Source organism: Nostoc sp. NMS7 (assembly GCF_017115085.1).
Classification (GTDB): Bacteria; Cyanobacteriota; Cyanobacteriia; order Cyanobacteriales; family Nostocaceae; genus Nostoc.
In genome coordinates this window covers 1-25,207 of sequence record NZ_JABXKJ010000201.1, presented here as the reverse complement: position 1 = coordinate 25,207, position 25,207 = coordinate 1, and the positions used below count along the sequence as shown (strand labels likewise).

Annotated in this window: 22 protein-coding genes, 1 tRNA gene and 1 pseudogene; 14 read left to right on the top strand and 10 right to left on the bottom strand. The window is 42.2% G+C overall.

Features of this window, described 5'->3' with window-relative positions; genetic code table 11:
- Positions 1-231 precede the first annotated feature (231 nt).
- Positions 232-906, top strand: coding sequence for an S-layer homology domain-containing protein (locus HWQ38_RS22570; protein ID WP_292798103.1), 675 nt, complete (start codon positions 232-234; stop codon positions 904-906).
- Between the two features lie 434 nt (positions 907-1,340).
- Here the strand turns inward: HWQ38_RS22570 and HWQ38_RS22565 are convergent, their stop codons facing one another.
- Positions 1,341-2,606, bottom strand: coding sequence for a hypothetical protein (locus HWQ38_RS22565; protein WP_292798009.1), 1,266 nt, complete (start codon positions 2,604-2,606; stop codon positions 1,341-1,343).
- 554 nt (positions 2,607-3,160) lie between these two features.
- On the opposite strand from HWQ38_RS22565, the gene HWQ38_RS22560 reads away from it, so the two are divergent.
- The gene (locus tag HWQ38_RS22560) at positions 3,161-3,781 is read left to right on the top strand and encodes a CP12 domain-containing protein (RefSeq protein ID WP_292798102.1); all 621 of its coding nucleotides are present in this window, start codon (positions 3,161-3,163) and stop codon (positions 3,779-3,781) included.
- 239 nt (positions 3,782-4,020) lie between these two features.
- Here HWQ38_RS22560 and HWQ38_RS22555 read toward each other — a convergent pair whose 3' ends face one another.
- From HWQ38_RS22555 to HWQ38_RS22535, 5 genes are all read right to left on the bottom strand, one after another.
- Positions 4,021-5,136: an LptF/LptG family permease gene (locus HWQ38_RS22555; protein WP_292798100.1), complete on the bottom strand. Its 1,116-nt coding sequence runs from the start codon at positions 5,134-5,136 to the stop codon at positions 4,021-4,023.
- 331 nt (positions 5,137-5,467) lie between these two features.
- Entirely contained in the window at positions 5,468-6,196 is a 729-nt protein-coding gene (lptB, locus tag HWQ38_RS22550) for an LPS export ABC transporter ATP-binding protein (RefSeq protein WP_292798007.1), read from the bottom strand.
- Between the two features lie 30 nt (positions 6,197-6,226).
- A complete protein-coding gene (locus tag HWQ38_RS22545; protein WP_292798004.1) occupies positions 6,227-6,724 on the bottom strand; it encodes an LptA/OstA family protein in 498 nt (165 codons plus the stop codon).
- A 396-nt stretch (positions 6,725-7,120) separates the two neighbouring features.
- A complete protein-coding gene (locus HWQ38_RS22540) occupies positions 7,121-7,513 on the bottom strand; it encodes a DUF309 domain-containing protein (protein ID WP_292798002.1) in 393 nt (130 codons plus the stop codon).
- Entirely contained in the window at positions 7,510-7,875 is a 366-nt protein-coding gene (locus HWQ38_RS22535) for a ferredoxin thioredoxin reductase catalytic beta subunit (RefSeq protein ID WP_292798097.1), read from the bottom strand. The genes HWQ38_RS22540 and HWQ38_RS22535 overlap by 4 nt, the downstream gene beginning before the upstream one ends.
- A 467-nt stretch (positions 7,876-8,342) precedes the next feature.
- On the opposite strand from HWQ38_RS22535, the gene HWQ38_RS22530 reads away from it, so the two are divergent.
- Positions 8,343-8,999, top strand: coding sequence for a PEP-CTERM sorting domain-containing protein (locus tag HWQ38_RS22530; protein WP_292797999.1), 657 nt, complete (start codon positions 8,343-8,345; stop codon positions 8,997-8,999).
- A 124-nt stretch (positions 9,000-9,123) separates the two neighbouring features.
- Here HWQ38_RS22530 and HWQ38_RS22525 read toward each other — a convergent pair whose 3' ends face one another.
- The gene (locus HWQ38_RS22525; RefSeq protein WP_292797996.1) at positions 9,124-10,308 is read right to left on the bottom strand and encodes a DUF58 domain-containing protein; all 1,185 of its coding nucleotides are present in this window, start codon (positions 10,306-10,308) and stop codon (positions 9,124-9,126) included.
- 333 nt (positions 10,309-10,641) lie between these two features.
- Between HWQ38_RS22525 and HWQ38_RS22520 the strand changes: the two genes are divergently transcribed.
- From HWQ38_RS22520 to HWQ38_RS22500, 5 genes are all read left to right on the top strand, one after another.
- Positions 10,642-11,736 carry a DUF4350 domain-containing protein gene (locus HWQ38_RS22520; protein ID WP_292797994.1) on the top strand — a complete coding sequence of 365 codons (1,095 nt, stop codon included), beginning with the start codon at positions 10,642-10,644 and terminating at the stop codon, positions 11,734-11,736.
- Between the two features lie 62 nt (positions 11,737-11,798).
- Positions 11,799-12,749 (top strand): MoxR family ATPase, encoded by a 951-nt coding sequence (locus HWQ38_RS22515; RefSeq protein ID WP_292797991.1) that lies wholly within the window; start codon positions 11,799-11,801, stop codon positions 12,747-12,749.
- Between the two features lie 123 nt (positions 12,750-12,872).
- Complete coding sequence (locus HWQ38_RS22510; protein ID WP_292797989.1) at positions 12,873-13,352, top strand: YbjN domain-containing protein; 480 nt, start codon at positions 12,873-12,875, stop codon at positions 13,350-13,352.
- A 116-nt stretch (positions 13,353-13,468) separates the two neighbouring features.
- Positions 13,469-14,131 carry a biotin/lipoate A/B protein ligase family protein gene (locus HWQ38_RS22505; RefSeq protein WP_292798095.1) on the top strand — a complete coding sequence of 221 codons (663 nt, stop codon included), beginning with the start codon at positions 13,469-13,471 and terminating at the stop codon, positions 14,129-14,131.
- Positions 14,132-14,588: 457 nt separating this feature from the next.
- On the top strand, positions 14,589-16,970 hold the full coding sequence (locus HWQ38_RS22500; RefSeq protein WP_292797987.1) for a hypothetical protein: 2,382 nt from the start codon (positions 14,589-14,591) through the stop codon (positions 16,968-16,970).
- Between the two features lie 123 nt (positions 16,971-17,093).
- On the opposite strand, the gene HWQ38_RS22495 is transcribed toward HWQ38_RS22500, so the two are convergent.
- Positions 17,094-17,285, bottom strand: coding sequence for a hypothetical protein (locus HWQ38_RS22495; protein ID WP_292797985.1), 192 nt, complete (start codon positions 17,283-17,285; stop codon positions 17,094-17,096).
- Between the two features lie 289 nt (positions 17,286-17,574).
- Here HWQ38_RS22495 and HWQ38_RS22490 point away from each other — a divergent pair.
- The 6 genes and pseudogenes from HWQ38_RS22490 to HWQ38_RS22465 all read left to right on the top strand — a co-directional run bounded on the left by HWQ38_RS22490 (position 17,575) and on the right by HWQ38_RS22465 (position 22,597).
- Positions 17,575-18,801: pseudogene (locus HWQ38_RS22490) on the top strand (RNA-guided endonuclease TnpB family protein).
- A 297-nt stretch (positions 18,802-19,098) separates the two neighbouring features.
- Positions 19,099-20,190 (top strand): threonine synthase, encoded by a 1,092-nt coding sequence (gene thrC, locus HWQ38_RS22485; RefSeq protein WP_292797983.1) that lies wholly within the window; start codon positions 19,099-19,101, stop codon positions 20,188-20,190.
- A gap of 107 nt (positions 20,191-20,297) precedes the next feature.
- The gene (locus HWQ38_RS22480; RefSeq protein WP_292797980.1) at positions 20,298-20,888 is read left to right on the top strand and encodes a chromophore lyase CpcT/CpeT; all 591 of its coding nucleotides are present in this window, start codon (positions 20,298-20,300) and stop codon (positions 20,886-20,888) included.
- Between the two features lie 178 nt (positions 20,889-21,066).
- Positions 21,067-21,137 (top strand) — tRNA-Cys (locus tag HWQ38_RS22475).
- A 221-nt stretch (positions 21,138-21,358) separates the two neighbouring features.
- Complete coding sequence (locus tag HWQ38_RS22470; RefSeq protein ID WP_292797978.1) at positions 21,359-21,535, top strand: hypothetical protein; 177 nt, start codon at positions 21,359-21,361, stop codon at positions 21,533-21,535.
- A gap of 144 nt (positions 21,536-21,679) precedes the next feature.
- Positions 21,680-22,597 (top strand): tyrosine-type recombinase/integrase, encoded by a 918-nt coding sequence (locus HWQ38_RS22465; RefSeq protein ID WP_292797975.1) that lies wholly within the window; start codon positions 21,680-21,682, stop codon positions 22,595-22,597.
- A 403-nt stretch (positions 22,598-23,000) separates the two neighbouring features.
- On the opposite strand, the gene HWQ38_RS22460 is transcribed toward HWQ38_RS22465, so the two are convergent.
- Entirely contained in the window at positions 23,001-23,696 is a 696-nt protein-coding gene (locus HWQ38_RS22460) for an SAM-dependent methyltransferase (protein WP_292797972.1), read from the bottom strand.
- 211 nt (positions 23,697-23,907) lie between these two features.
- Positions 23,908-25,023: an iron-containing redox enzyme family protein gene (locus HWQ38_RS22455; protein ID WP_292798093.1), complete on the bottom strand. Its 1,116-nt coding sequence runs from the start codon at positions 25,021-25,023 to the stop codon at positions 23,908-23,910.
- Positions 25,024-25,207 lie beyond the last annotated feature (184 nt).

Genomic DNA, 25,207 nt, shown 5'->3' with positions numbered 1-25,207 from the left:
AGTCCATAGTAGTGGGGAGATAACGCTAAAACATGAAAGGTAAAAAACAAGTTTTTGCTGATTTCTACTCCCTTGGTATGAAAACCAGCGAATACCCTACGTAGCTACGCAACATTGACCAGCCGAAGTTCGTCATTAACTGAGTTACAGGTTATTCGGAACACCAAATTTGGCGTTAACTTCAGTAACGTAGTTTTTAAATTCATTTAGCAGCTAAAAGTGGTTATTATGATGCGTCAGCTTTCAATTACTCTATCTTTAGTGGCACTACTACAAAGCTTGCCAGCAATTGCTCAAGTGCCAGAAACTACTTCTGCAATCGCATCTGATTCCATTCAACAGGTAACTGCTGTCAAATGGATGACAAATTTTTCTGATGGTAAGTTTTATCCAGAAAGATTACTGAGTAGGGCTGAATTAGCATCGATTATGGTCAAAGCATTTCGGCTAGATAAAAGACAAGCTGTTAACAAAGAAAATTTAACTATTCCAGATGTTTCTCGTTCTGATTGGGCATTTAATAATATACAGATAGTCTTAAAAACTGATATCATGAAAGGCTATCGAGGCAATGAATTTTTCCCTAATCAAAAGGTGACAAGGGCAGAAGCTCTGGCTATTTTCGCCCAGGCTTATGGTGTATTTCAGTTTTCCGATGACGCTGTTAATGAGATTCTTGCTTCACATCCTGATGAAAAGTCTATCCCAGCTTGGGCTAGAAAAGCGATCGCTACAGTAGCTACTGAGGGATTTCTCAATACAGATGCTCAAGGCAATATTTTCCCATTAAAACCCCTGACCCGTGGGGATATGGCTTATGTATTGAGTAAATATTTGCAACGACAACAGCAACAACCCGAAACACCAGAAGTTCCGATTATTCCAAATAGCCCACAATCACCTTAGCTCAATATAAAGTCTTTATGCGATCGCTCACGTTAGAAAAAAGGGGCAGGTGCATCGCAGTTGTGGAGGCAATTACGCCAATACGGTTCAGTTAAGGTGCATAGTGATTGGAGATCCCTTAGTCCCCCTTAAAAAGGGGTAAGGCATTTTTAGCCTCCTTTAAAAAGGGGGGTTGGGAAGATCGATGCTTAACTGAACTGTATTCCTATATATTCGGCTTCAGCTAGGATTAACTGCAACTGAACCAGCATTAAATGTCTGCTAGTTAGATGATTCTGTATTCAAATTAAATTATTTATTTATTTATTTATTTTATACCCTAATTGATACCAATTATCAAAGATTTATTGCAAGTATTTTTGACAATAATCTTGATATATCTCATCAAGATGAATTCTCCTATAAATCACTATGTTCACTGCAAATAAATAAAATCACCTTTGCCCACTACCTGTATACTTCTGTCGAAGCTGGCGAAGATATAGGGAATTAGACTGTGGTAGTTGAGCCGGCTGCTGCAAGCCATAATTACCATACGACTGTGGTAGTTGAGCCGGCTGCTGCAAGCCATAATTACCATAGGACTGTGGTAGTTGCGTCGGTTGCTGCAAGCCATAATTACCATATCCTACTGGGTTTGTGGGGGTGACAACGCCTTGACTTGGACTCTGGCTAGAGTAAGGTGCAATATTAGTTGGTGCGAGAGAGGTGACTGGGGGTGTCAATGTTGATACATTAGGTACTACCTGACCACTATTTAAATTATTGTAGGGATTTTGCGGTAAGTTCGTAGCCGTTGAAGTATAACCTGTACCAGTAGTTAACCCATTGTTAGGTAACACCTGACCGTTATTTAAATTATTATAGGAATTTTGTGGGAAGTTCGTACCCGTTGACGTGTAGCCTGTCCCAGCAGTTAACCCAGTACTTGGTAGAGAATTCTGACTGGGTAAGCTGTTAATGGGTGACATTAGCGTTGTTCCTGGGTCAGAGACTCGGCCTAAAGCATTTGTCTGAGTTGCAGTACCATTGAAGCTAGACAATTTCTGGTTTGTCGATTGGTTGAGCGTCGCTTGCAGAGGGCTGATAGAGAGAGAATTTTGATTCTTGTTGGTTTGATTAGTAAATCCAATACCGAGGCTAGAGGATGTTTGTTGCTCCCCTGTTGGTTCAGACACCGCATTTAAAGTCTTAAGACCTAGAAGTTGGTTATTATTATCAACCGTCCCAGTACGCAATAAATTTTCTGTTTGTACAACAAAGGGATTTTCTACGGCTGGCGAGGTGTCGCCATTAACGCCTAAACCAGGATTTAATTTGGTATCACTAGCAGACTTTTGTTTGTTAGTTATATCCTCTAATAAGTCTTTGCTGTTTTCTCCCTGAGTGTTTTCCTTCGGGGTATTTGCTGTTGCTGAGAGAGTTGTTTGCTCAAAGTCATTAAATAAAACTGGTAAGTTATCAATATCCGCTGCAATAGCTCTGTTTTCTGCTGACAGGGAGGAATCCGCAGGCTCTTGTGAAGTGACTTGTTTTTTTTGCTTATAAACGAAAATATCTGGGTTTGACCAGTATTCCCAGGTTACTAGCCCTACTACAGATAAAAAAATTGCAGTTCCCCAAAAAGCAGGTCGCCCTAGATTCGATAACCTGGCTTTGAGATAGCGTAAGTAAGCGGGAGGATAATGACGATTTGGCATGGGATTGGTAATTGAAATTTACTCGAATCGAGAAAACTTGACGGAAGCTGAAGACGTTGCTGTTTAATGTTTTTGCTTTCCTCAACAGGAAATGTCTTAACTTAAGTTTGAATGGTGATTTCATCCTAACTTCTCCATCAGTTATTAGTCATTACCAATAGACATATAGTAGTCAAAAATTTACTTAGAAATAAGAATTAAATGACATACAATTTATGTCCCTGGCTTACCTCACCCTCAATCCCTCTCCGATATATTGGAGAGGGAAGCTAGATACAGGATGGAGTTTTGCATTTTATTTAATCCACGTTCCTTATTAGCGGCTGGAGTCCTTTGGCAAGATTTTCTAGAAAGTTATGGCAATTTATGGTTAGTTTTTGGATATCGGTAACACTGGATAACATCAGGAGTTGACAACTGGTCTAATTTATTGTTGTGGCTGGACAAAAGTTCAACTTTTTTACTTTCTAGTTAGCAAACTGTGCGCTGCAATGCTTCGATACGCCTCTGAAGGCGCTGTGCTGCACCGGACTATTAACCAGGAGACTACAGCAATGATGAAAGCTGAAGATATCATGACCAAAGACGTAGTTACCATTCGCGGTTCGGCGACTGTTGCTGAAGCAGTGGGGGTGATGAAAGAAAAAGGATTGCGATCGCTGGTTGTGGATCGTCGCTATGATAATGATGCTTATGGTATTGTCACAGAAACGGATATTGTCTATAAAGTAACAGCCTACGGTAAAGACCCAAAGCAAGTGCGGGTTTACGAAATTATGAGCAAGCCCTGCATTGTAGTAAATCCTGATTTGGCTGTGGAATATGTAGCGCGGTTATTTGCTAACACTGGTATTCACAGGGCACCTGTGATTCAAGGCAAGCTGTTGGGCATCATCTCGATTACCGACATTTTGACCAAAAGCGACTTTGTGGAAGCGCCACAAGCGCTACTGCTGGAGGAGAGAATTCAAAAAGCAATTGAGCAGGCTCGTGCTATTTGCACTGAACAAGGTGCCTATTCTAAACCCTGTGCAGTCGCCTGGGATGAAGTAGAAGAACTCCAAGCAGAAGCAGCTCATCAGAAAGCTGAGGGTATGGTATCAGCCAAAGTTTCTTTTGAAGAATACTGTAAGGAAAATCCAGATGCACCGGAATGTCGAAATTATCATCCGTAATTGAACGTGAGTTCGATGGCTGGAATTTGACCTCTCTGTTAGAAGGCTACGGTGTACACAGAAGTTTCTCTGGACGCAATTTACGGTTTATCGAATAGCTTAAGAAAACCTCACCCTGGTTCTGCTACGCAAAACCTGTCCCTCTCCTTGGTAAGGAGAGGGATGTCCGTCAGGATAGGGTGAGGTTTTTGTTTTGGGTAGTTGGATGACTTGTGTGTATACCGTAGGACTTCCGGAATTTACCGTTTGGCAACTCGGATCAATAAGAATAGACCTATTCCCAAAAAAAGAAAGTTGGGCAACCAAGCCCCCATAAAGGGAGAGAGGACACCTGCTTGCCCGATCGCACCACTAATAAAGAAAATTAAGTAGTACGAAAATATAACTATGACACTAATCCCAAAACTGGTACCTCTCCCAGTTCGCTGGGGTATGCTTCCCATCGCTGCACCTACTAAGCCAAAAACTACGCATACAAAAGGTAAAGAGATTTTTTGTTGAATCCGCACTTCGAGTTTACGAATTTTTTGGCGATCGCCGCCGAGATTTTCTACTTCTAGTTGCTGTAGTGCTTCAGAAATATTCATCTCACCATAGTCCCGGCTTTTTTCTGCCAGACTTAATGGTGTGCGCGGTAGTTGCAGTTGTTGGTGTTCAAATCTGACAATGTTGCGATAAGAGCGATCGGCAGCGACAAAATAGATCGTGCCGTTGTAAAAATCCCAGACATTTTGCGAAGGATTCCACTGGGCAGATTCTGATACCACAATTTGATTCAGACCTTTTGTTGAGCCGTCTATAATCGTCAAACCTTTCATCCGCTTACCATCAAACTGGTCGGCGTAAAACAAGCGTGTCAATCTTTTATTCTTAGAGCCATCTGGCTGGACAACATCCTGGTATTCAGGATAGAAAATATTTTGCTGTTTAAAAGTTGGCTTATCTGATTTGAGGGCTTTATCTAGAGTCATCGCCGCTTGATAATTTGCTGCTGGTGCAATTTGTTCGTTAAATATAAATGTCATTCCTGTTACTACAAGACTTAACATCACAGCAGTTAGCACCATGCGATAGACACTGACCCCACAACCACGCAGGGCAATTAGTTCGCTGTCGCTAGAAAGACGACTGTAGGTCATCAAAGTAGCCAGCAGCGTAGACATGGGGAAGGCTAAAACGATAAAGTTGGGAAATTTTAACAAAAAAACTTGAATAGCAATGTCTATAGGTAGCCCAGATTCTACAATTTTTCTGACGAGATCAAATACAGCATCAATGGTAACGCCTAGCGAAGAAAAAGCTCCGACACCAAAGAAAAAGGGCGCTAACAATTCGCTGGCAAGATAGCGATCCATGATCGTAAAAGGCAGCAGCGAATGAAGGCTGTAGAAAGACGTGAGCTTCTTTGAGATCATAAGCAAGTTGAAAAGTTAAATATTGATAACCTTGGTAAAGCAAAGTATACAGCAGGAGTTTGGAGAGCCGCGATCGCGTCTGTACAGGAGTTTGGGTCTTGAGTCTAGGCTCTGTAACTCACTTAATTGCAAACTGCTGTATCTACTGTATTTAGCATCAAAGTTCAATTCTCAATAGCTGAGAAAGCAAAATGAAATGAATTAAGAAATTTATGCTTAAGAACAAACAATAAAAATATCCTTTGAAAATATTAACTAAATAATTGTTAATTTAGACTTGAAAATTATCCCCTAAATAATATTGCCGCACCAGAGGGTTGCTGTAGAGTTCGTCAGCAGCGCCAAAAGCGAGTATTTGTCCCTCGCGCATGATGTAGGCGCGATCGGTGATGGCGAGGGTTTCGCGCACATTATGATCTGTAATTAAGATTCCCATACCGCGATCGCGCAGTTGTGCTACGATTTGCTGAATTTCTGAGACTGCGATCGGATCAACTCCCGCAAATGGTTCATCCAAAAGTAAAAATTTTGGCCCTTCTTGTCCAGCAGCTAAAGACCTTGCTAATTCCGTTCGCCGTCGCTCACCACCAGAAAGTTGAATTCCTTTGCTATTGGCTAATTTTTCCAACCGAAACTCCCGCAGTAAAGTTCTGAGTCGTCTTGACCACTCCCATCGTGGCACATTAGTTTGCTCTAGCACCAACAGAATATTATCCTCTACCGAGAGTTGGCGAAAAACACTTGGTTCTTGTGCTAGATAACCAATACCCAATCGCGCCCTTTTGTGCATTGGCATTCCCGTAACGTCGAGATTACCTAACCAGACTTTTCCTTGATTGGGTTTTTCTAAACCTGTGGCAATATAAAAGGTCGTCGTTTTACCAGCCCCATTGGGGCCTAGTAAACCAACGACTTCGCCTTGAGCAACAGAAAGATTGACACGATTAACAATTACTCGCTTGCCGTAAGATTTGTGAATATTCTCTAAAACAATTTTCACGCTGGAGGCACTCTTTCTTGATGGTAGATGCTAATTAGAAGGTTTGAATGCTGGTGCCTGTGGGGCAGGCTTCGCAGTTTGGCCATCATTATTTGATTCCTGGATCATGTAGATGGACTCTACCTGACGGTTGGATTGGGGTAAGGCAACAAATCGCCCTTCGTCAATTAAATAAGTTACCTTTTCTGCTCGGATACTGTTACCGCCCTGTTGCAAAATATAGACATTGCCACTGAAATCAATTCGGCGTTCTTTACTAAAGTACTGTGCTTGGGCAGATGTTGCCTGAATCTGGCGAGCCGGATACAACATTTGCACATTACCGCGAGCGGTGATTACTTGATTTTTAGCGTCATATTCTTGCACATCAGCGCGGATAGTGAGGGGACGATTTGCTCCAGATGTTTGTGCAGTAGCGGTTTGTAGTTGGGTAGGGAAGACGAAAGCGCCCAAGAGTGCAACTGGCAGCATTAAAGCTAATCCAAAGCGACGCATCTGTGATATGGGCAATTGATAGCAGGGCATCATAGCAATTTGGGATTTAGGATTTCAGCTTGTATTGTAATTATCTCAAGTACTTTATCCAGACTAAGAAATATATGACCTGGAGTGATTTCAGATAACTACTGCCTGAAATAGTGACGCTACCCCCAACCTCAAAGTTTCAAGTAATTGGTATGAAATCTACTACAGCTTAATAATATTGGAACTCGGAACTCTAAGCTCAGAACTCGGAACTTTAAGCTCAGAACTCGGAACTCTAAGCTCAGAACTCGGAACTTCAAGCTCAAAACTCGGAACTTCAAGCTCAAAACTCGGAACTCTAATATCTATAATCAAACATCCAAGCTGAAAATGCGGTTATTCCAAAAATTAGTTATTCTGCCGAATATTGCAGCTACTTTTCCCAACTTCAACTCATTACTAATCAGTAGTTAGCACAATTCTAGGCAAAGATAAGACTTGATTTTCACCCAAATCACCAGATGTAATCTTCTCTGGCCCGATTTGTTGTAATGTTGTCAACAATGCTGCGCTCTGACTCAATAGCTCATCGACATCAACGCTGCCGTAACTAGATGGGTAACGCCGCAGGCGATTGCCGCCTTCTCCAAGTAGAATTACTGCACCTCGCCAGTTAAGATTCTCCAAATGATACAGCGCTACAGCAATTTGGAGAATGCCTTGATAAAAGGTTTTTTCTGGTTCACTAGCTTCAATCCACAAAGCCTCTAAAGTGTCATGACAGGCATAGAACTGACCAGAATTGAACTGTTCTACGCCTTGCCAAAACTCTTGGGGCATAATTTCGCTCATCCCATGCTCTCTCGTACTTCTTTAATTGTTTCGAGAGAGATTTCTTGTTTTTCTCCAGCAAACTCGTTGTCAGGGGTGAGGAACAACATACAATGGCACTCTTTGCGTTCTCTCATGGGTACACAAGGACAGTTCCAATATGTGGCGTGAACCTCAGCCTCTTTATCTTCGTAGTGGCGACAAGGACATAAGGGCGCACCTAGATCGTCTTTATGTTTAGCTAGTCCTTCAATCACAACTGCGGTGACAGAAGGTTCAGAACAGAAGTAGGTTCCAGTACGCTTGGCGTATTGTTCGGAAAAATGCCGCATCGCCTCTAGGCTTTTATCGGTGGATTTTGTGTTATTTTCTGATGTGATCATGTCGCTCATAATTTAAATATTTCTTTGCATTGTACCTTAGCCTCACTAAGGGATTACTGGGTGTATTTCCCCAACTTTACCTGCTCAAATTGTTTTACTTTGCTCAAAGGCTGATATGTCCGGTGTGCTGGGATCAGACAAAATCTCATAAATCTCACAAGCTTAACTTATAAGCTAATCAAAATTCAAGTTGCATCTTCAGGCAGAATTTAAAAGTCAAGAGGTTGATTTATTCTCATCAACAAACGACGCTGTGATGCGTCTAAGGGAAGATGCCAAGGGCGATCCTTTGAGCAGACTTATGTCAGGCTTTGTTTATTTAGACATTTTGCTGAATTCTCTTCATCATAACTTTATGAGACTTCATGAAATAATTAAGTAATAATACTTGCTTTTTGCAAGTGAATGTATATTGTGAAATGTGTAACAAAAAAAAGCACAAACTTATCAAGAGTTACAACTACTATATGAGTATTTCAACTGTTGGGAAAAAGTTATCGACTGCTGCGATCGCAGCAACAGCCATTGTTTTGGGAATAGGAGCCGTAGCACAAGCAACTGTTTTAACATTTGATGACATAGCGCCTATTTCATATTATGAGCAGATTCCTAATGGTTACGGAGGATTTAATTGGGATAATTTCAACTACGTAAATGGCTTAAATACTATCGATAGACGTACAGGCTATGACAATGGCAGAGTATCAGGAGACTATGTGGCTTTCAACGGGGATGGAAACCCAGCGCTAGTAAGTAATAGTGTTTTTGACTTCAACAGTGCTTACCTCACAGCTGCTTGGAATAATGGTCTTTCGGTTACTGTAAAAGGTTTAAAGAGCGGCGCAACCCTGTATTCAAAAACTGTGGTTGTAGATACGACACAGCCAACTTTAGTTAATTTTGATTTTTTTGGTGTTGATGAATTAAAGTTTACGTCATTTGGTGGAGTTGAACCAGATTATCTTATAAAGTCGGGTGCTGGGACACACTTTGCGCTAGATAACTTTACCTTTAATGAAAAAGCTACATCTGTTCCCGAACCAACATTGCTACCAGCACTACTAACAATAGCTACTTTAAGTGCTGGTTCAGTATTAAGACGTAAACAGCTAAAACAAAGTTAACTCAAACCTTGCACTTTGCCCGAACTAATAGAAGTTGCGGCTACACAAACAAAGTTTACCTCCGTGGGCTAAAAGCTTTGTTTGTATAGCCCTTCTATGGTGTATTTTTTGGCGAAGGTATTGATTAATACGAATTTAATGTTCTTTGCAGTTGGGGTTGCAGAGGGCGTAGGTGTAGCCCGTCGGAGACATCGCTTTGCAAAATTATACCAGGGTGTTCCAAATTGATTACCTCTGGTTCTGCTGGTGAAGAAATATTTGGCCACAAAACCCAGCGACTGCCTTGAGGAAGAGTAGCAAGGCTCAGGGGGTTTTGAGTCAGCCAAATCAAAGGGTAGTTTTTAGGAACTACTGAACTGGCATCTTCTAGGGCTGTGGTTGCTGCTAAGGTTTCTAAAACAAAGCGATCGCCTTTAATTAAACTTGTTGATGCTGTCCAGAGTTGCACCTCTAATTGCTGTTGCTGTGCGTAAAAGTACAGCGAGGCGGCGGCAATTACTGCTTGTTCAAAGTTTTCTTCTTCCCACTTGCTAGCACTGTCAAGGGCAATAACTATTTCTTGTCCACCTGTAACCATTTCTAACTCTCGCACCCTTAATTCGCCATAACGGGCGCTAGTCCGCCAGTGAATCAGACGAGTCGGATCTCCGATGCGGTAAGGACGGAGCGATCGCACCAGCCCCGTTGTCGCTGTCTGCAATGGTCTACCACGGGCATCGCCCCTTTTGCTCTCTTCTTGCCCCATTTCATCGACTAGGGGGCAGATAACCAAGGGTAACACTGTCGGATAGACGATCGCCATTGCAGCACAATCACGCTGACGGCGACACCAGAACAATCCCAAAGGCGCACCAGAACCTAGTTCGACTGTATGCCAGCGATAAACGCCTCGGCGCTGGGTAGGATGGTAATATACCCAACGGTAACTACCTTGGCTAGGAATTGTTTCGATTGCCTTTTGTACTGGTTTCCCTAAGACGAAGGGTAGTATATCCTCAACTTGCAACAAGCTGACAGGCTGCTGTGTCTGATTGCGGATTTCTAATTCCACCGTTAGATCATCGCCGGCTGATACAGCCTGCATGGGACGCCGGGTAATTGATAGACCTGTGAGCGATCGCGGTGGTAAGATAGCTGCTACACCCAAAAGGGCAAAACTGATGCCACTAATGGCGTACAGCCAACCAGCCATCGTATTGATACCTGCTCCAAAAAAACAAATAGCGGTTGCTGCTAGTATCCAACCGCCATAAGAAGGGGCACAAGCGCGGGTTTCTAACCAATTAGTGATGGGTTTGAGGATTTTCATGTTTCTTTTTTAACTCAACACCACCCGAAATTCACAGTATTATCTTTTCACAGCGCTTTCTCATGTCGTGGTAATCGCTTTGTACACGACATTGGGAAAAAGAATATAAAAAACTCCATCCCCTTGTGGGTGGAGTTTTTGGGCATGGGGAATGGGGCATGGGGAAGCGATGTCTACGATGGTTACTGAGCTTGTCGGACGCTGCGCGTAGCTTCTCCGTAAGAGTATGCGGTTCGTTAATAAGATTAATTATATTTTTGACTTTACCTAAAAAATAAGTAAGTATTAACACTAGTGATCCTGCAACGAAGTGATTATTAGTGAAAGTCAAAAATGAAACGTTCAAATCGCCTTGCTTGGATGGGAGCGATCGCACTAGCTGCGATCGTTTTACTTAGTTTGCTCGCGGCTCCTAATAATACTAAACTTAACACTGGTTCTACCTATAACCGCGCCTCCGATGGCTATGGTGCTTGGTATGCTTTTATGCAACAGCAGGGAATTTCTATCAAGCGCTGGCAAAAGCCTTTTAGTGAGATTCAGCCAGAGAACAGCCCGATTACCATCCTACAGGTAGGCGGCTATCCAAGGGAGACGATACTGAATAGTCAAGAGCGTGAATGGGTAGAAAAAGGGAATACTTTGGTAATTTTGGGTGCAGGGGCGCGGGTTACAGAAGCAGAGTTTAGCACGATGCAGAAATCTCCCCAAGGTGATATCAAAATTGATACACGTAGACGATATAAAAAAGCTAACTCAAAGCAAGTTGATTTAGGCGATCGCTTTGGTGCTATTGTCTGGGAAGAAAATTACAAACAAGGAAAGGTGATTTTTTCTACCACTCCTTATTTAGCCGCCAACGCCTACCAAGATTATTTAAGTAATTTCAAATATTTAGCCAATTTGGTTACTGAAAAAGGTAACACAGTATTTGTCGATGAATACATCCACGGCTATAAAGATGCCGATGTCAGGAAGAAAGAAAGTGAAGGAGATTTATCTAGCTTTTTTACTAAAACTCCTTTATTTCCAATATTGGTGCAAGTAGGTATCCTGCTATTGCTGCTAACTTGGGGGCAGAATCGCCGTTTTGGTAAGCCACTAGCTTTAAATATACCAGTTGTAGATAACAGTCAGGCATACATCCAAGCTTTAGCGGGAGTGTTGCAGAAAGTTGATACCGCCGACTTTGTTGTACAGATGGTGGGTAAACAAGAACAACTACAACTCCAAAAAGCTTTGGGATTAGGGCAAGTACTTTTAGAACCTCAAGCTTTGATAAATTTATGGATAGAAAAAACAGGCGCAAGTGCAGCAGAACTAGATGCAGTTTTAAAGCTACAATCTCGCAAACAACCCATCAGTGAACGAGACTTATTAAGCTGGTTGGGGAAATGGCGAACCATTAGACTAATTCGTAATTCGTAATACTTGGGCTGCGCTCAGTACAAGTTCGTAATTAATTTTTGAGGACTTCCAAATAAAAAAATATGAGCGAAACCCATCCTATCTTAACTCGCCTTGGTCAAGGTCTTAATCAAGTAGTTGTTGGACAATCTAGCCTAATACAACAAGTCTTAGTGGCACTGCTAGCGGGTGGACACGTAATTTTGGAAGGAGTACCGGGAACTGGTAAAACCCTTCTAGTAAAAGTGTTGGCGCAGTTAATCCAAGGGGAGTTTCGCCGGATTCAACTAACACCAGATGTTTTACCTTCAGATATTACTGGTACAAATATTTTTGACTTGAATAGCCGCAATTTCACTTTGAAAAAAGGGCCAATATTTACCGAAGTGCTGCTAGCAGACGAAATCAACCGTACTCCTCCCAAAACCCAGGCGGCGCTACTGGAAGCGATGGAAGAGATGCAGGTAACGCTGGATGGTGAAAGTTTACCCTTACCAGATTTATTTTGGGTGATTGCAACCCAAAATCCCCTGGAATTTGAGGGGACTTATCCCTTACCAGAGGCGCAGTTAGACAGATTTTTATTTAAGCTGGTGGTAGATTATCCCGATCAAGCTGCCGAAAAGCAAATGTTACTTAATCGTCAGGCGGGTTTTGCAGCACGGCGTTTGGATATTAGCCGTTTGAAACCAATCGCCACAGTAGCCGACATTTTGCAAGCACGACAAGCAGTCAAAGAGGTTAAAGTATCAGAAGCGATCGTTGATTATTTGTTGGCGTTGGTGAGAACATCGCGTCAATATCCTGATTTAACTTTGGGTGCATCGCCTCGCGCCGCCGGTGCTTGGTTGCAGACATCTCAAGCCCTAGCGTGGTTAGGTGCGAGAGATTTTGTCACGCCAGATGATGTGAAAGCAGTTGCAGCGCCACTGCTACGTCATCGCCTGATTTTGAAACCAGAAGCGATGCTGGATGGTTTACAAATGAATGCGATAATTGCGTCGGTAATTAATCAGGTACCAGTTCCCAGGTGAAAAAATTCGTCAGGCTATATGGACATTTGGAAGGTAGCCGCAAAAGGAAGCTCAAACTAACTGCGTCTACAAGTTATAAAGTATGTGTAGATCAAACAGCGAGTATGTTGAGAAAAAATTTGTATGACAAGCTCCCAAGAAACCCTAACTAGTAACGAATCCATTAATGAGCTAATCGCCGAAAGGACAAGCATCAACCATGTGGAGGTAATTGAAAATGTCATCGACTCTTTGGAACAAGACGACAGTGCGATGGTTAGCCACACTCCAGAAGGTGGTCATCTCTGGAAGTTTAAGTATGGAAGTGTGCAAGTATTTGTCCAACTCAACGGGACAACCGATGAAGACACCATAACGGTTTGGTCTGAGGTGCTAAATTTACCTGCTAAAGATGAACCCAGATTGCTGCGTTATTTGTTGGAGTTGAACTGCTCCAGCACTTTTGAAGCGCGTTTTGGTATTGTTGAAAACCGAGTGGTTGTGATATCAACACGCACCTTAGCGGAGTTATCTCCTGGCGAAGTTTCTCGGCTGATTACCATTGTGGCAACGATCGCTGATAATAACGATGAAGCTTTACAATCGGAATTTGGTGCAGCTTGACTAATCGCGTCTCTAACTCCCAACTCCTGTACAGACGTAATTAATCGCGTCTCTAACTCTTGAATTCTAAAGTGTGGCGACTAATTCCTTTGCTAGAGGCGGCTGGGGATGTGCAGATGGTGATTGACCGATGGTTACTAGAACAGCACCAGTCTGGAAAGCATCCGCCAACTTTGCGCTTTTATACCTGGTCGCCGCCTGCCATTTCTCTCGGCTATCATCAACGCCAATACCCTGAATATTGGCAACATTTAACTTGGCAAGGGCAAAAACTGGATTTAGTGCGGCGTCCTAGCGGTGGACGGGCGGTGCTACATCAAGGTGATTTAACTTACGCTGTAGTCACATCTGGATTAATGGGTAGTCGCCTCCAGGTGTACGAAAAAATTTGTGAGTTTTTGATTCAAGGCTGGCGATCGCTTGGCGTACAATTACATTACGGTACGGCTGGGCGAGGTTACATCCACAACCCTAATTGTTTTGGCACCGCTACCAGTGCAGATTTAGTTTTACCAGATGGTGCTAAACTCATTGGTAGCGCTCAAATGCGACGTGCTGGGGTAATTTTGCAACATGGTTCAATCCGTTTGCAACCCGATGCTGAACTGTTCAATCAAGTATTTGGTGCAGAATCTTTTACGAATGTACAACTGCCTCAAAGTCTAAGTATTGAAAAGCTGATTGCAGCTTTGGTTGCCGCAGCTAGTAATTGTTTTGATATGCAAATAGAGTTGCAACCTCTCTCACAATCTGAGTGGGAGGAAATTTTGGCGCATTAGCAATATAAAAACCCTGACCCCAATAATCGCTCCCATCGTAAATACGGTGAAGCAGCCCTGAAGACGGGTTTCCCGTCGCAGGGAACTGCTGAACCCGAAGGGTGAAAAGCTTGACTATTGTAATATATCTGATAAAAAACTCCACCCACAAAGGGATGGAGTTTTTGGCATGGGGAAATTTACGGATTTTTTCCCAAATTAGACTTAATGCTTCTGGGCAACTTTTTGAAAGGATGAGTATAACAGGATATTAGGGAGTGGGGAGTTAGGAGTTAGCTATTAGGTATTGTTTATTGGGAAGAATTCAGTCCCAATACTTCTCTACGAGAGGCTGCACTTCGGCAAGGCTCAGTGACCACGCCAACGACTTCTCTACGAGACGCTGTTCGCGTTCGCTCAGTACAAGTGCCCAATGCCCCATACCTAATAAGTCTTATTGGATTGATTGAAAACTAATATGGCAAAACGCTCACGCAAGCTGACGCCAAAAGCTTCTAAAGGAAATCAACCTCATGCAGGTGTGATAAAACGCGTCGCTAAAAAACCCCAGAAAAAGCTAAAACGGGGAAGTTGGTTGTCGTCAATGCTAGCGATGTCTACGACGGGCTGCGCCTACGCAATTCTGTTAACTAGTGTTAGTCTAATTATGGCTTTTGCCTGGATTAGCGTTCTCTTCATCTTCAATCCAGATCAGGTAAGCTGGTTAAATAAAATTTTACCTGCATGGGCACAAATCCCGCTTGGGAAGCACGAACGCCCCCAAACTCTCAAACAAATTCAACTCGATTTGAGTAAAAAAAACCAAATATTTGGGGAAACTCTGCCTTTAAATCAGGATGCGGAAAACTCATTTTTACTCCCAGTTTTTCAACAGCGTGCTAATTGTGAATCTGATTGTGAAGAACTTGTGGAACTCAGGGTTTACGAGCGCTCAGAAGAGTTAGAGTTTAAATCTCAGTCAGAAAATTACTACTATCTGGCGACTCAATTGCCGATAACTGGACTAGAAGAATCCTTTGTGATTTCTCTCTTGCTTGATGGCACATCAGAACCCCAGGATATCAATATTTCCCTACCTTTAACTCAAGTGCAACCCTTTGAAAGCGGTACACCATCATCAGGGGTTTGGTTTAATTTGTGGGGTCAACGCCAACAAGTAACTGGTGCGAACGCCTACGGTTACGTCGTATACTACAATCCAGAACGCACCAATTTACTACAAATGTTGTCTTGGAGTAGTCCTAATGGACAATTTCCCAAATGGCAGCAGGTAACTGGTGATGGTACAAAAGAGTTGGTTGTTGATCAAACTATCGGTTTAGAACCGCACTTACAGCTTTACCAAGTCAAGCCTCTAAAATTATTCCTCAAACCAATTGAATTGGAGGCGATTACTCTCAAATCACCAGCCCTCAAGGATTTAGCATACCAAAACGCCCTGTCAATTGCCCGTAGTGGACTTTGGACACCAGCCTTTGAATGGTTGAAATTCATCAAGAAACAGCGCAAAGGAGTTTTGCCAGAGGCGGCGCAAGCGCAAATGGATTTGATTGGCTTGCATTCCCAACTTACTAAAACTCAAGCTGATAAAAATTGGGCAAGTCCTAGTCAACAAGTATTGGCAGATTTAATTGATGGTCGCTGGGGGAAGGCTTTACAGGTCTTTGAAGCGTCGCCACATAATACCCAAGAAATTGTTACCTTACTCAAAGCTGATGAAAATCGGTTGTGGAATCGCACGGTGGCAGCGTTGCGGGTGAACCCAAATAGACTAGATGTGCAAGCTTGGTTCGCTTTGATTTTAGGAGTTCAGCGAGGAGAAGAACATGCTAATTCTTGGTTAAAGGCGCAACCAAAAATTACAAAAGATAATCTTGCCTATATTCAAGGTTTGTTAGCAAAACTTAATGGTGGGGGTAGAAAGTCGCAAATATCCTCTACTCACCCTAGTCAGATTGTTGGTAGTGTGCAACCAATCACTCAAGTTATCAACAGCGAATGGCTGCAACCAAATTCCCCAGCAGATTTGAAACTCAGGGATAACCAAGTTTGGTATCAGGTAGAAGTGAGTGCATTTAATGATGGGAAACGCTGGCTAAATTCCCCCTTTGAGAATTTAAACTTACCCAAAACTGATGCCGCTAAATTTTTATGGAAAACTTTGGGAATCACTTCTGACCCGGAAATCCAGATTGTGGTCTGGTTGCCAAATGGAGAACAACAAATTAGTATAGCCACTATCAAAGCGGTGCAACTACAGGGTAAAGTTTTGCGCCTATTAGCTGCTAGCCCAAAAATTTCACAGAATCAAAATAATCTTCTCCAACCCAAACCTTTAGCTTTGACAAATGCAGCACTGGAATGGGTGCAACCATCTCCAATTACTCTCCAAGAACTGCATCAAAAAAATCCCCAAGGGGTGAAGGTAATTTTATCGAGTCTGTGGCAATCTTTACAGCAATCTGGTGAAGTTCCGGCTGGTGCTATTCCTAGCTTTGAGCAGATGCAGGAAAAGTTGGGTGATTGGCCGGTTCAAGTGATTGATTTAACAAATAACGCTCAACCAGAAATAATACTGACTATCTCAGTAGAAGAAATAGCATCCTTGAATCTGCCTAAATCTCGAATTCAGAGAGAAAACACAAATAAACCCCGTGACCGGACTATAATTTTGTCTGATCAGAATAAAGTCATTTACACTGATTTTACAAGAAATTACTTACAAAAACTCTCGGCGATCGCCAAGCTTTCAGGGGGGCAATCCTTAGCTTTACTTGTAGAAAATGCTCATAACTACAGTTTGAGGCGCTGGTCTGAGAAAAATCAGCGCTTTGAATAGCACGCCCCTAACTAAAATTTACCCCTGCCTCAAATTTAAATTAGAGAGGGGAAAAGCGTAGGCGTAGCCCGTACTTCGGCAAGCTCAGTAACCATCGTAGACATCGCTATCTCCAAAAACGACTTATTCTTTTTGGTTGGTCTGTGCTAGACGTTGGTGCTTCAGGTTTTCCAACTGCTGCAACAGAGAGTCTACCTCTGCTTGTAAATGCATAAATTTAGCTTGCTGATCGTCTTGATAATAAGACTTGGTTAACTTACTCACCCAGTTGGTCTGGGACTCGCGATCGGAAACACTAGATAAACAAGTAGGCATCGCTAATTAAATCCACAATTTAACTCACACCATTAGAAATATTATAATAATTCTCTTTTCAGCTTTATTATAATATTGGATATTTTCAATCAATTACTCTAATGGATTTCAGGTTCAATCATAAGAGACGGTGATCATAATGGCTGTGTTCCAGAGAATACATCGCCCTAAGTGTGCAAAGCTTCTGTCCACTTGACGTTACCGAAAAATTGGGTATAAAGCCTCACCTTTCCAGTTCTACTTTTTCTGAGATAGATGATATAATCTTATCGTAGTCTCAAACGATAAGATGCTAGTCTACGAAGCAAAGCTAGAAGGAACACAGAACCAATACTATAAACTCGATAGCGGGATTCGGACTGGTCTTTTTGTGCGTAATTCTATAATTCGTGCTTGGTTAGATGGTCTAGTTAAAAGTCGTAATGATGCCTACAAACACTGCAAAACTTTAGTAGATAATGCTGAATTCCCTTTTTGCAAGTTGCTAAATTCTCAAGCTCGGCAAGCTCATGCTGAAAGAGCCTGGGCAAGCATTGAGAGATTTTATCAAAATTGCAAAGCGCAAGTTAAGGGAAAAAAGGGATTCCCTAAATTTAAGAAACAGGCTCTGAGAGCATCGCTAGAGTATAAGGTTACTGGATGGAAGCTATCGTTAGATAGGCGCTATATAGAATTTACCGATGGTTTCAAAGCAGGTACATTTAAACTTTGGGGAACTAGAGACTTGCACTTTTATCAACTTGACCAAATTAAACGGCTAAGAGTTGTTAGAAGGCACGATGGTTATTATGCACAGTTTTTAATTGATCACAACAGGGAGGATAATAAAGAGTTAACCGGTAAACAAATAGGTCTAGATGTTGGTCTAAGCCATTTCTACACAGATAGCAATGGTGAAAAAATAGACAATCCCAGTTTTTTGAGAACAGATGAGCGCAAAATTAAACGCTTAAACCGTCGTTTATCTAAATCTCAAAAAGGAAGTAGGAATAGAGCTAAAGCTAGAAATAAATTAGGTAGAGCGCATCTGAAGGTATCACGCAGGCGTCAACGATTGGGTTTGTAAATTAGCCCAGCGCGTCATCCAGTCTCACGACTTGGTAGCGATTGAAAACCTCAAAGTGCGTAACATGATTAAAAATCACTGTTTAGCCAAATCAATATCTGACGTTGCATGGTATAGGTTTCGAGAGTGGTTACAGTATTTTGGTATTGTTTATGGTGTTCCGGTGATCGCGGTTAATCCCAGTTATACCAGTCAAAATTGCTCAACCTGCGGTCAAATAGTAGTTAAAACACTCTCAACCAGAACTCATACTTGTCCACACTGCGGATATATAGCTGATAGAGACGAAAACGCAGCGTTGAACATTTTAAAACTATCCCTGAAAGAATTGGCAAATACGGTGGGGCGCACCGTATTTCAAGTCTCTGGAGAGATTCCCCTCTGCAATGCATAGTGGAAACACTTTTTTGTAAGGGAACTCGACGAAAGAGAAAACCTAATCAGCAATGATTAGAATCCCCGTACCTGTGATTATCGGGGAGAACGTCAAATATAGACTATATTTTGTTAGACCGAAGAGTACCGTGGCAGTTTACGATAAACCAACGTTCCAAATAAAATAAAAATAGCAAGTGTAACGCCTGCACGACAAAAAATAATATTCTTAATAATATACGTTTGGAATTAGGGGACTCTGAACTGGGAACTGGCAAAGAAAAATTTACTTTCTTCCTTTTCCCGATTTTGTGCTTCACTATGCCACCGTTTCTAAATATCCAATCCTTACATTAAGAAATTTTAAATCCCGTGACTTTGAGCCTGTCTACTGCTAAATCTCATCGCCAACCCTGGCCTGGACTGATAGAAGCCTATCGTGAATATTTGCCTGTCAGCGAAAAAACACCGATTGTCACATTGTTGGAGGGTAACACACCTCTAATACCAGTGCCAGCGATCACCGAACGCATTGGCAGACAAGTGCAGGTTTTTGTCAAATATGACGGTCTGAATCCCACCGGCAGCTTCAAAGACCGGGGGATGACTATGGCAATTTCCAAAGCCAAGGAAGCAGGGGCAAAAGCAGTAATTTGTGCTAGCACGGGCAATACCTCAGCCTCAGCCGCCGCTTATGCTAGGCGTGGGGGAATGAATGCCTTTGTACTGATTCCCGAAGGTTATGTAGCGCTAGGCAAGTTAGCCCAAGCATTACTCTACGGTGCAGAAGTATTGGCAATTAAAGGTAATTTTGACCAAGCGCTAGAAATTGTCCGCGAGATGTCCAAAAGCTATCCCATAACTTTGGTGAATTCGGTCAATCCCTACCGCATAGAAGGGCAGAAAACGGCAGCCTTTGAAATTGTTGATGTGCTGGGTGATGCCCCAGACTGGCTATGTATCCCCGTGGGCAATGCCGGAAATATCACAGCATATTGGATGGGGTTTTGTCAATATCATCAAGCCAAAAAGTGCGATCGCCTACCCCGAATGATGGGATTCCAAGCCGCAGGTGCAGCCCCATTAGTACATGGTCAGCGAGTGGCGCATCCCGAAACCCTAGCGACAGCAATTCGCATTGGCAACCCTGCTAGTTGGGAGTTAGCTGTTGCAGCGCAAACCGCAAGTCAGGGAAATTTCCACGCCGTTACCGATGCCGAAATTCTCGACGCTTATCGACTTTTGGCAACATCAGAAGGTATCTTCTGCGAACCTGCTAGCGCCGCTTCTGTAGCTGGGTTGTTGCAGGTGAAAGACCAAATTCCGACAGGGGCGACAGTGGTTTGTGTCCTCACAGGCAATGGTCTAAAAGACCCAGATACAGCGATTAAACACAATCACAGTCAATTTCAACAGGGTATTGCCGCAGAATTGGGCGCAGTCGCCCAGGCAATGGGATTTTAGTTAGCACTCTGGAACTAAGAGCGATCGTAATATCTAATTGAAAAATTGCGTAGACATCAGAACTTTCCCAGACGAATTTTGAATGTTTGAATTCGGAGCGAAGCAACGTGACTCATTCTACTGATATTGCCACCTTAGCCCGGTGGATGGCAGCTGACTTTAGCAATCAAGAACAAGCTTTTGAAAACCCGCCTTTTTATGCTCACATTCGTGTGTGTATCCGTCCCCTTCCCTGGGAATTGTTCTCAGGAGTAAGTTTATTTCTCGAACAAGCTTATGATTTTATGCTCAATCAACCCTACCGAATGCGGGTAATGAAGTTGATTCCGACAGAAAACCACATTGTTATTGAACACTACACAGTTAAAGAAGAACAAAAATTTTTCGGCGCATCTCGTGAACCCGAACGTTTAAAAGTTTTATCCGTTGACCAATTGGAAAAAATGCCAGGTTGCAACATGGTTGTAGAGTGGACAGGTAATAGCTTTAAAGGCAGAGTCGAACCTGGTAAAGGCTGCATTGTGGTTCGTGACGGCAAAAATACTTATCTAGATAACGAATTTGAGATTGACGCTAAAGAATTTTTCAGCCTCGACCGGGGAAGGGATTTAGAGACAAATGAACGTCTATGGGGTTCTATTGCCGGGCCATTTCACTTTGTTCGATGGGGCAGTTTTGCCGATGAAGTAAAGGTTTGACAAGTCGAAAAAAAGCCCGATTTCTCTATTGTTCTCTTGTTCCCATGCTTCACATGGGAACAAGGAAAAAAATTACAGATTAGTTTTTGTGCTACTATTGTTAAACTAGGGCTGTTAGCTCCTCTTTGGCTCTCAAAACTATCGAGTGGCAGGCAGAAGACTGTATGTTTCATGCTGTGGCGGCATAGCCAAGTGGTAAGGCAGAGGTCTGCAAAACCTCCACCCCCGGTTCAAATCCGGGTGCCGCCTTCAAAGAAATATAAGCATTACAGGGCTTTGAAGCCCTTTTTTATTGGGCATTAAAGGCTTGTTTTCAAAGCCTTCAGAGATTTTTGGGGTTATTTTGGGTAGTTTGGGTAAAGAACTGGGGTAAAAATGTAAGATAGAGGTTTTTACCCCAATAGGTATTTCTGGGGTAAAACTGGGGTAAAGTAGAAGGATAAAGGTATTTACCCCAGTTAATTTACCTTATGGAACTTCAAAAATCTCAAAGTATTGCCCGTAGGGGTTCAGTGCAGATTAAGAACTCTAACGGCAGTCTCCAATTAGTTTTTTCTCATCCTATTGTTACGCCGACGGGAGAGCTAAAAACCAAGCGTTTCTACCTTTCGACAAGGCACTACGATACACCTTTAGGAAGACATTAAGCATCAACTTTAGCGGCAACAATCCAGAGGGATATTGACTATGGAGAGTTTGATGCCAGTTTAGCTAAGTACAAACCAGTAGCTTCATTAAGCACCGTTAGCCCAATTACGCCAATTAATCCTTCAGCTACCCCCCAATATGACTTGGGAGAATTATGGCAAAAATACGCTGAGTTTAAAAAACCACAGGTTAGTCCTTCTACTTATGCGGTTGACTACCGTAAATATCGCAATCACATTGCTAAGTTACCAACTAAAACTTTAGATGATGCGATCGCAATTCGAGACTATTTACTTGCAAATCTCAGTGCTAATGCTGCCAAACGTACTTTGACAAATATAAATGCTTGCTGTGATTGGGCACTTAAAAGTCAGCTAATTGAATCCAATCCCTTTCAAAGTATGGCAAAAGACATTCAGATGCCGAAGTCAGAATCATCAGAATATGAAATTAATCCCTTTACTAAGGAAGAACGGGATAGCATAATTCAAGCATTTGAGGAGAGCAAATTCTACAGCTACTATGCTCCTTTAGTAAAATTATTATTTTTTACTGGGTGCAGACCATCAGAAGCGATCGCTCTACAATGGAAGCATATCAGTGATAAATACATTACCTTTGAGCAAGCAATTACAATCAGTACTAAAGGGTTAGCTCTCAAAGATGGATTAAAAACCCAAAGCCAAAGACGTTTTCCGATTAATCATCAGCACCGTGAAATTTTAGACTCTATCAAACCTGAGAACTGTAAACCAGATGATTTTATCTTTAGAAGCAAGAAAGGCGGCATAGTAGACTTTGGAGATTTTCTCAATCATGCCTGGAAAGGTTACAAAAATCATCGTGGTACACATATAGATGGAATCGTAACTAAACTTGTAAAACAACGTGTAGTAAGCGAATATCGCAAACCTTACCAATGCAGACACACTTTTATTACTCTTTGCCTAGAAGCTGATATTAATGCGAAGGATGTAGGAAGGTGGGTTGGTAACTCTCCAGAAATTATTTACAAGCATTACGCAGGTAATAAACGTAACCTACAGGTGCCAGAACTATAAATTTGTTGAATTAAAATATAGGCGATCGCCTACAAAGCAATTGTGTTAATCAGAAAATACGGTCATCTGATCAAAGTAGCTTTTACATCTACATCGAATGCTGCTACTTATGATCACCTTGTTCATCAACTCTTAGCATTTGTGTAAATAACACAAAGAGATTTTAAAGGAGTTTTAGCTGAAGTTGACACGCCTGATCTTTTTGTGTGCCCCTACCATGTGTTGCATCCATAGACGCGTAATGGCTACTCTACGAGTTCTCTAACGGAGTACCCGCAGGGTACGATAACTGCTATAGTAACCGCATCATGTTTAAGGGATATTGCTAAATATCCCCAGGCGGTTGGCATTTCTAAAAATTTGCTGGTTCCTAAAGACAGCACTGGTAAGTTGTTCTCCATCTTCACAAACTAGTCATAACCTGAGCTAATTGATTAGATAAATCAATTACAGAATCCTGGCATTTTTTAAATAAAACCCCAGCTAAAAAATAATAATCGCCAGAATAAAATGCCATCTGATTTTTTCGGAGTTTTTCTATGTGTTTCTTTACCTTGGGATCAGAGCTATAGTAGCCGAACTGCAAAGGTAACACCATGAAATTTGAAACACAATATCCATTTTGTTTTGCGAGCTTCAGCGTACTTATTGGATTAGAAAAGCTAGATATTAAAACCAAGACATTTTCATAATCTAACGATAAAAGCTCGTTGGTAACTGTGGCTCCATCTACGCCCCCAAATAAGAGTGGCATATAAATATCATTATCTGGTGCGGGGAGATACGGTGGATTGGCTACAAGATACTCTGCATCTGGTTGAGAAGAATTAAACAAACATGAATTATGGATTATGTATTTATTAGTGAGATCATATTCATCGATGGTTGAATTTGCGACTTTCCATGCAGAAGTATTTAATTCAAATCCATGTATCACTCCATCAAACTGATTTCTCAATAATGAATTAATCACAGGGCTGCCATCTCCTGAACCAAATTCCACAACCAACTCAGACTTTTTACAATTTCTAATAACAAAGCTTTCTAAACAGTTTGAGTAGAAATTAGATTCTTCAGGGCAAAAAAATATGTCTTTCATTTGACTGCACTTCAAAATGTATGGTATAATCAATGTGATTCAAGGTTGTTTACTACCTTAATCTCAAGGCAATAAATAACCGTTCCTTTAGTAAAGAAGCCCTCACTAAAGAAATTAGGTTGGAAGTGGATTAGCAATAGAATGATTTAAAAATGTCAAATTAGAAACGCCAGAAAAGTTTGCCATTTTTAATTCTAATTTTTGAGTTTTCTTAGATGATTAAAGCGGCTTGTTCTGCTTCACGTATTGATCGCATCACAGCACCCGCCGCGCGCTCGCCCATTAGTTTCTCCTGGTCATACCCAAGCACCAGTTCCCACGCCTGAGCGGGATATCGTTCTGCCAAAGGCAAAGCTACATCATCCAACATCCAACGGCCGTGGCGTTCATCTTCTTTGATGTGCAGTTCCCAATAACCCATCGCCGCCTCTGAGAGTGAGAGTCGTTGCGCCGCCGCCAAATAGTTTTTGTAAGCCGCAGGCCCACCCACCTCAAAATATGTCAACGCGCCACTGTAACGTAGGAAATAGCGTTTGCGATCAGTGGTGAGAAAGTTATGATTATCGCAAGCCAGGACTTCCCAAGGTACTAAATCGAAGTATCCTTCTGGTTCAGTGTTCATGCCAAACTCAGCCAGCATTTGAGCAAAAAACGTCGAGTGCTTGCGGGATAAACGACCATTGCCGTATTCTTCTAGTAATACTCGCACCAGCGTACACTGCACTTCATTAGCAGCACCACCCAATACGTAGCAAAGACGACTACCTTCAACTAAGCCATCAAAGGAAGCGATCGCTAGCAAATGGCGATAGCCAACTTCCGTCATTTCCTCACGGATGTATCGGCTATTGTTTGACAAGGGCGGATCTAAATCAGCAGATGCACGCGCAATTAAAGCTTGTTTGACATCCAATTGTTGCAGTGCGGTCACATCGATTTGTGCCAGTTCCCACTTTTGCCAAGCAGCTTCAATTTGGTCACGACATGAATACAAGTAAAGCGATCGCTCATTGGTATAGTGGCACAAATCGTCATACCAAAATAGCTTTAGCCGATTAATTCGATAAAGTATCCGTTGCAGAAAACGGTGAGCCTGTGCATCAGAGCGATCGTCATGATAAGCGGCGCGAATTGCCATAGAGAGCGTCTGTTCAAACTCACTGGCTATTGCAGGTTCTACATCCAGTTGATTGTCCAAATCCTCCATTGCTAGCAGTTCTATAAATTGCTCCTCAGCACGCTCGTACTTGGTAATTGTTCTTTCTTCTGTTTGTCTGCTCTTTTTAGCAGCCTCAGCGTTAGGAAATATAACTAAATTGCTTTGCATGGAATCTTCGGTAGCTTTGGAGGAAAAGTGAGAAATTAGTTTCATCTCTAATACCTAAGATTCCACACAAGTAGCTTTGTGTACCTCTTTCCCTGGTTATAAAGTAAAGATTAAGTCTACAGGAACACAGGGCATTGGGCATTGGGCATTGGGCATTGGGCATTGGGCATTGGGCATTGGGCAT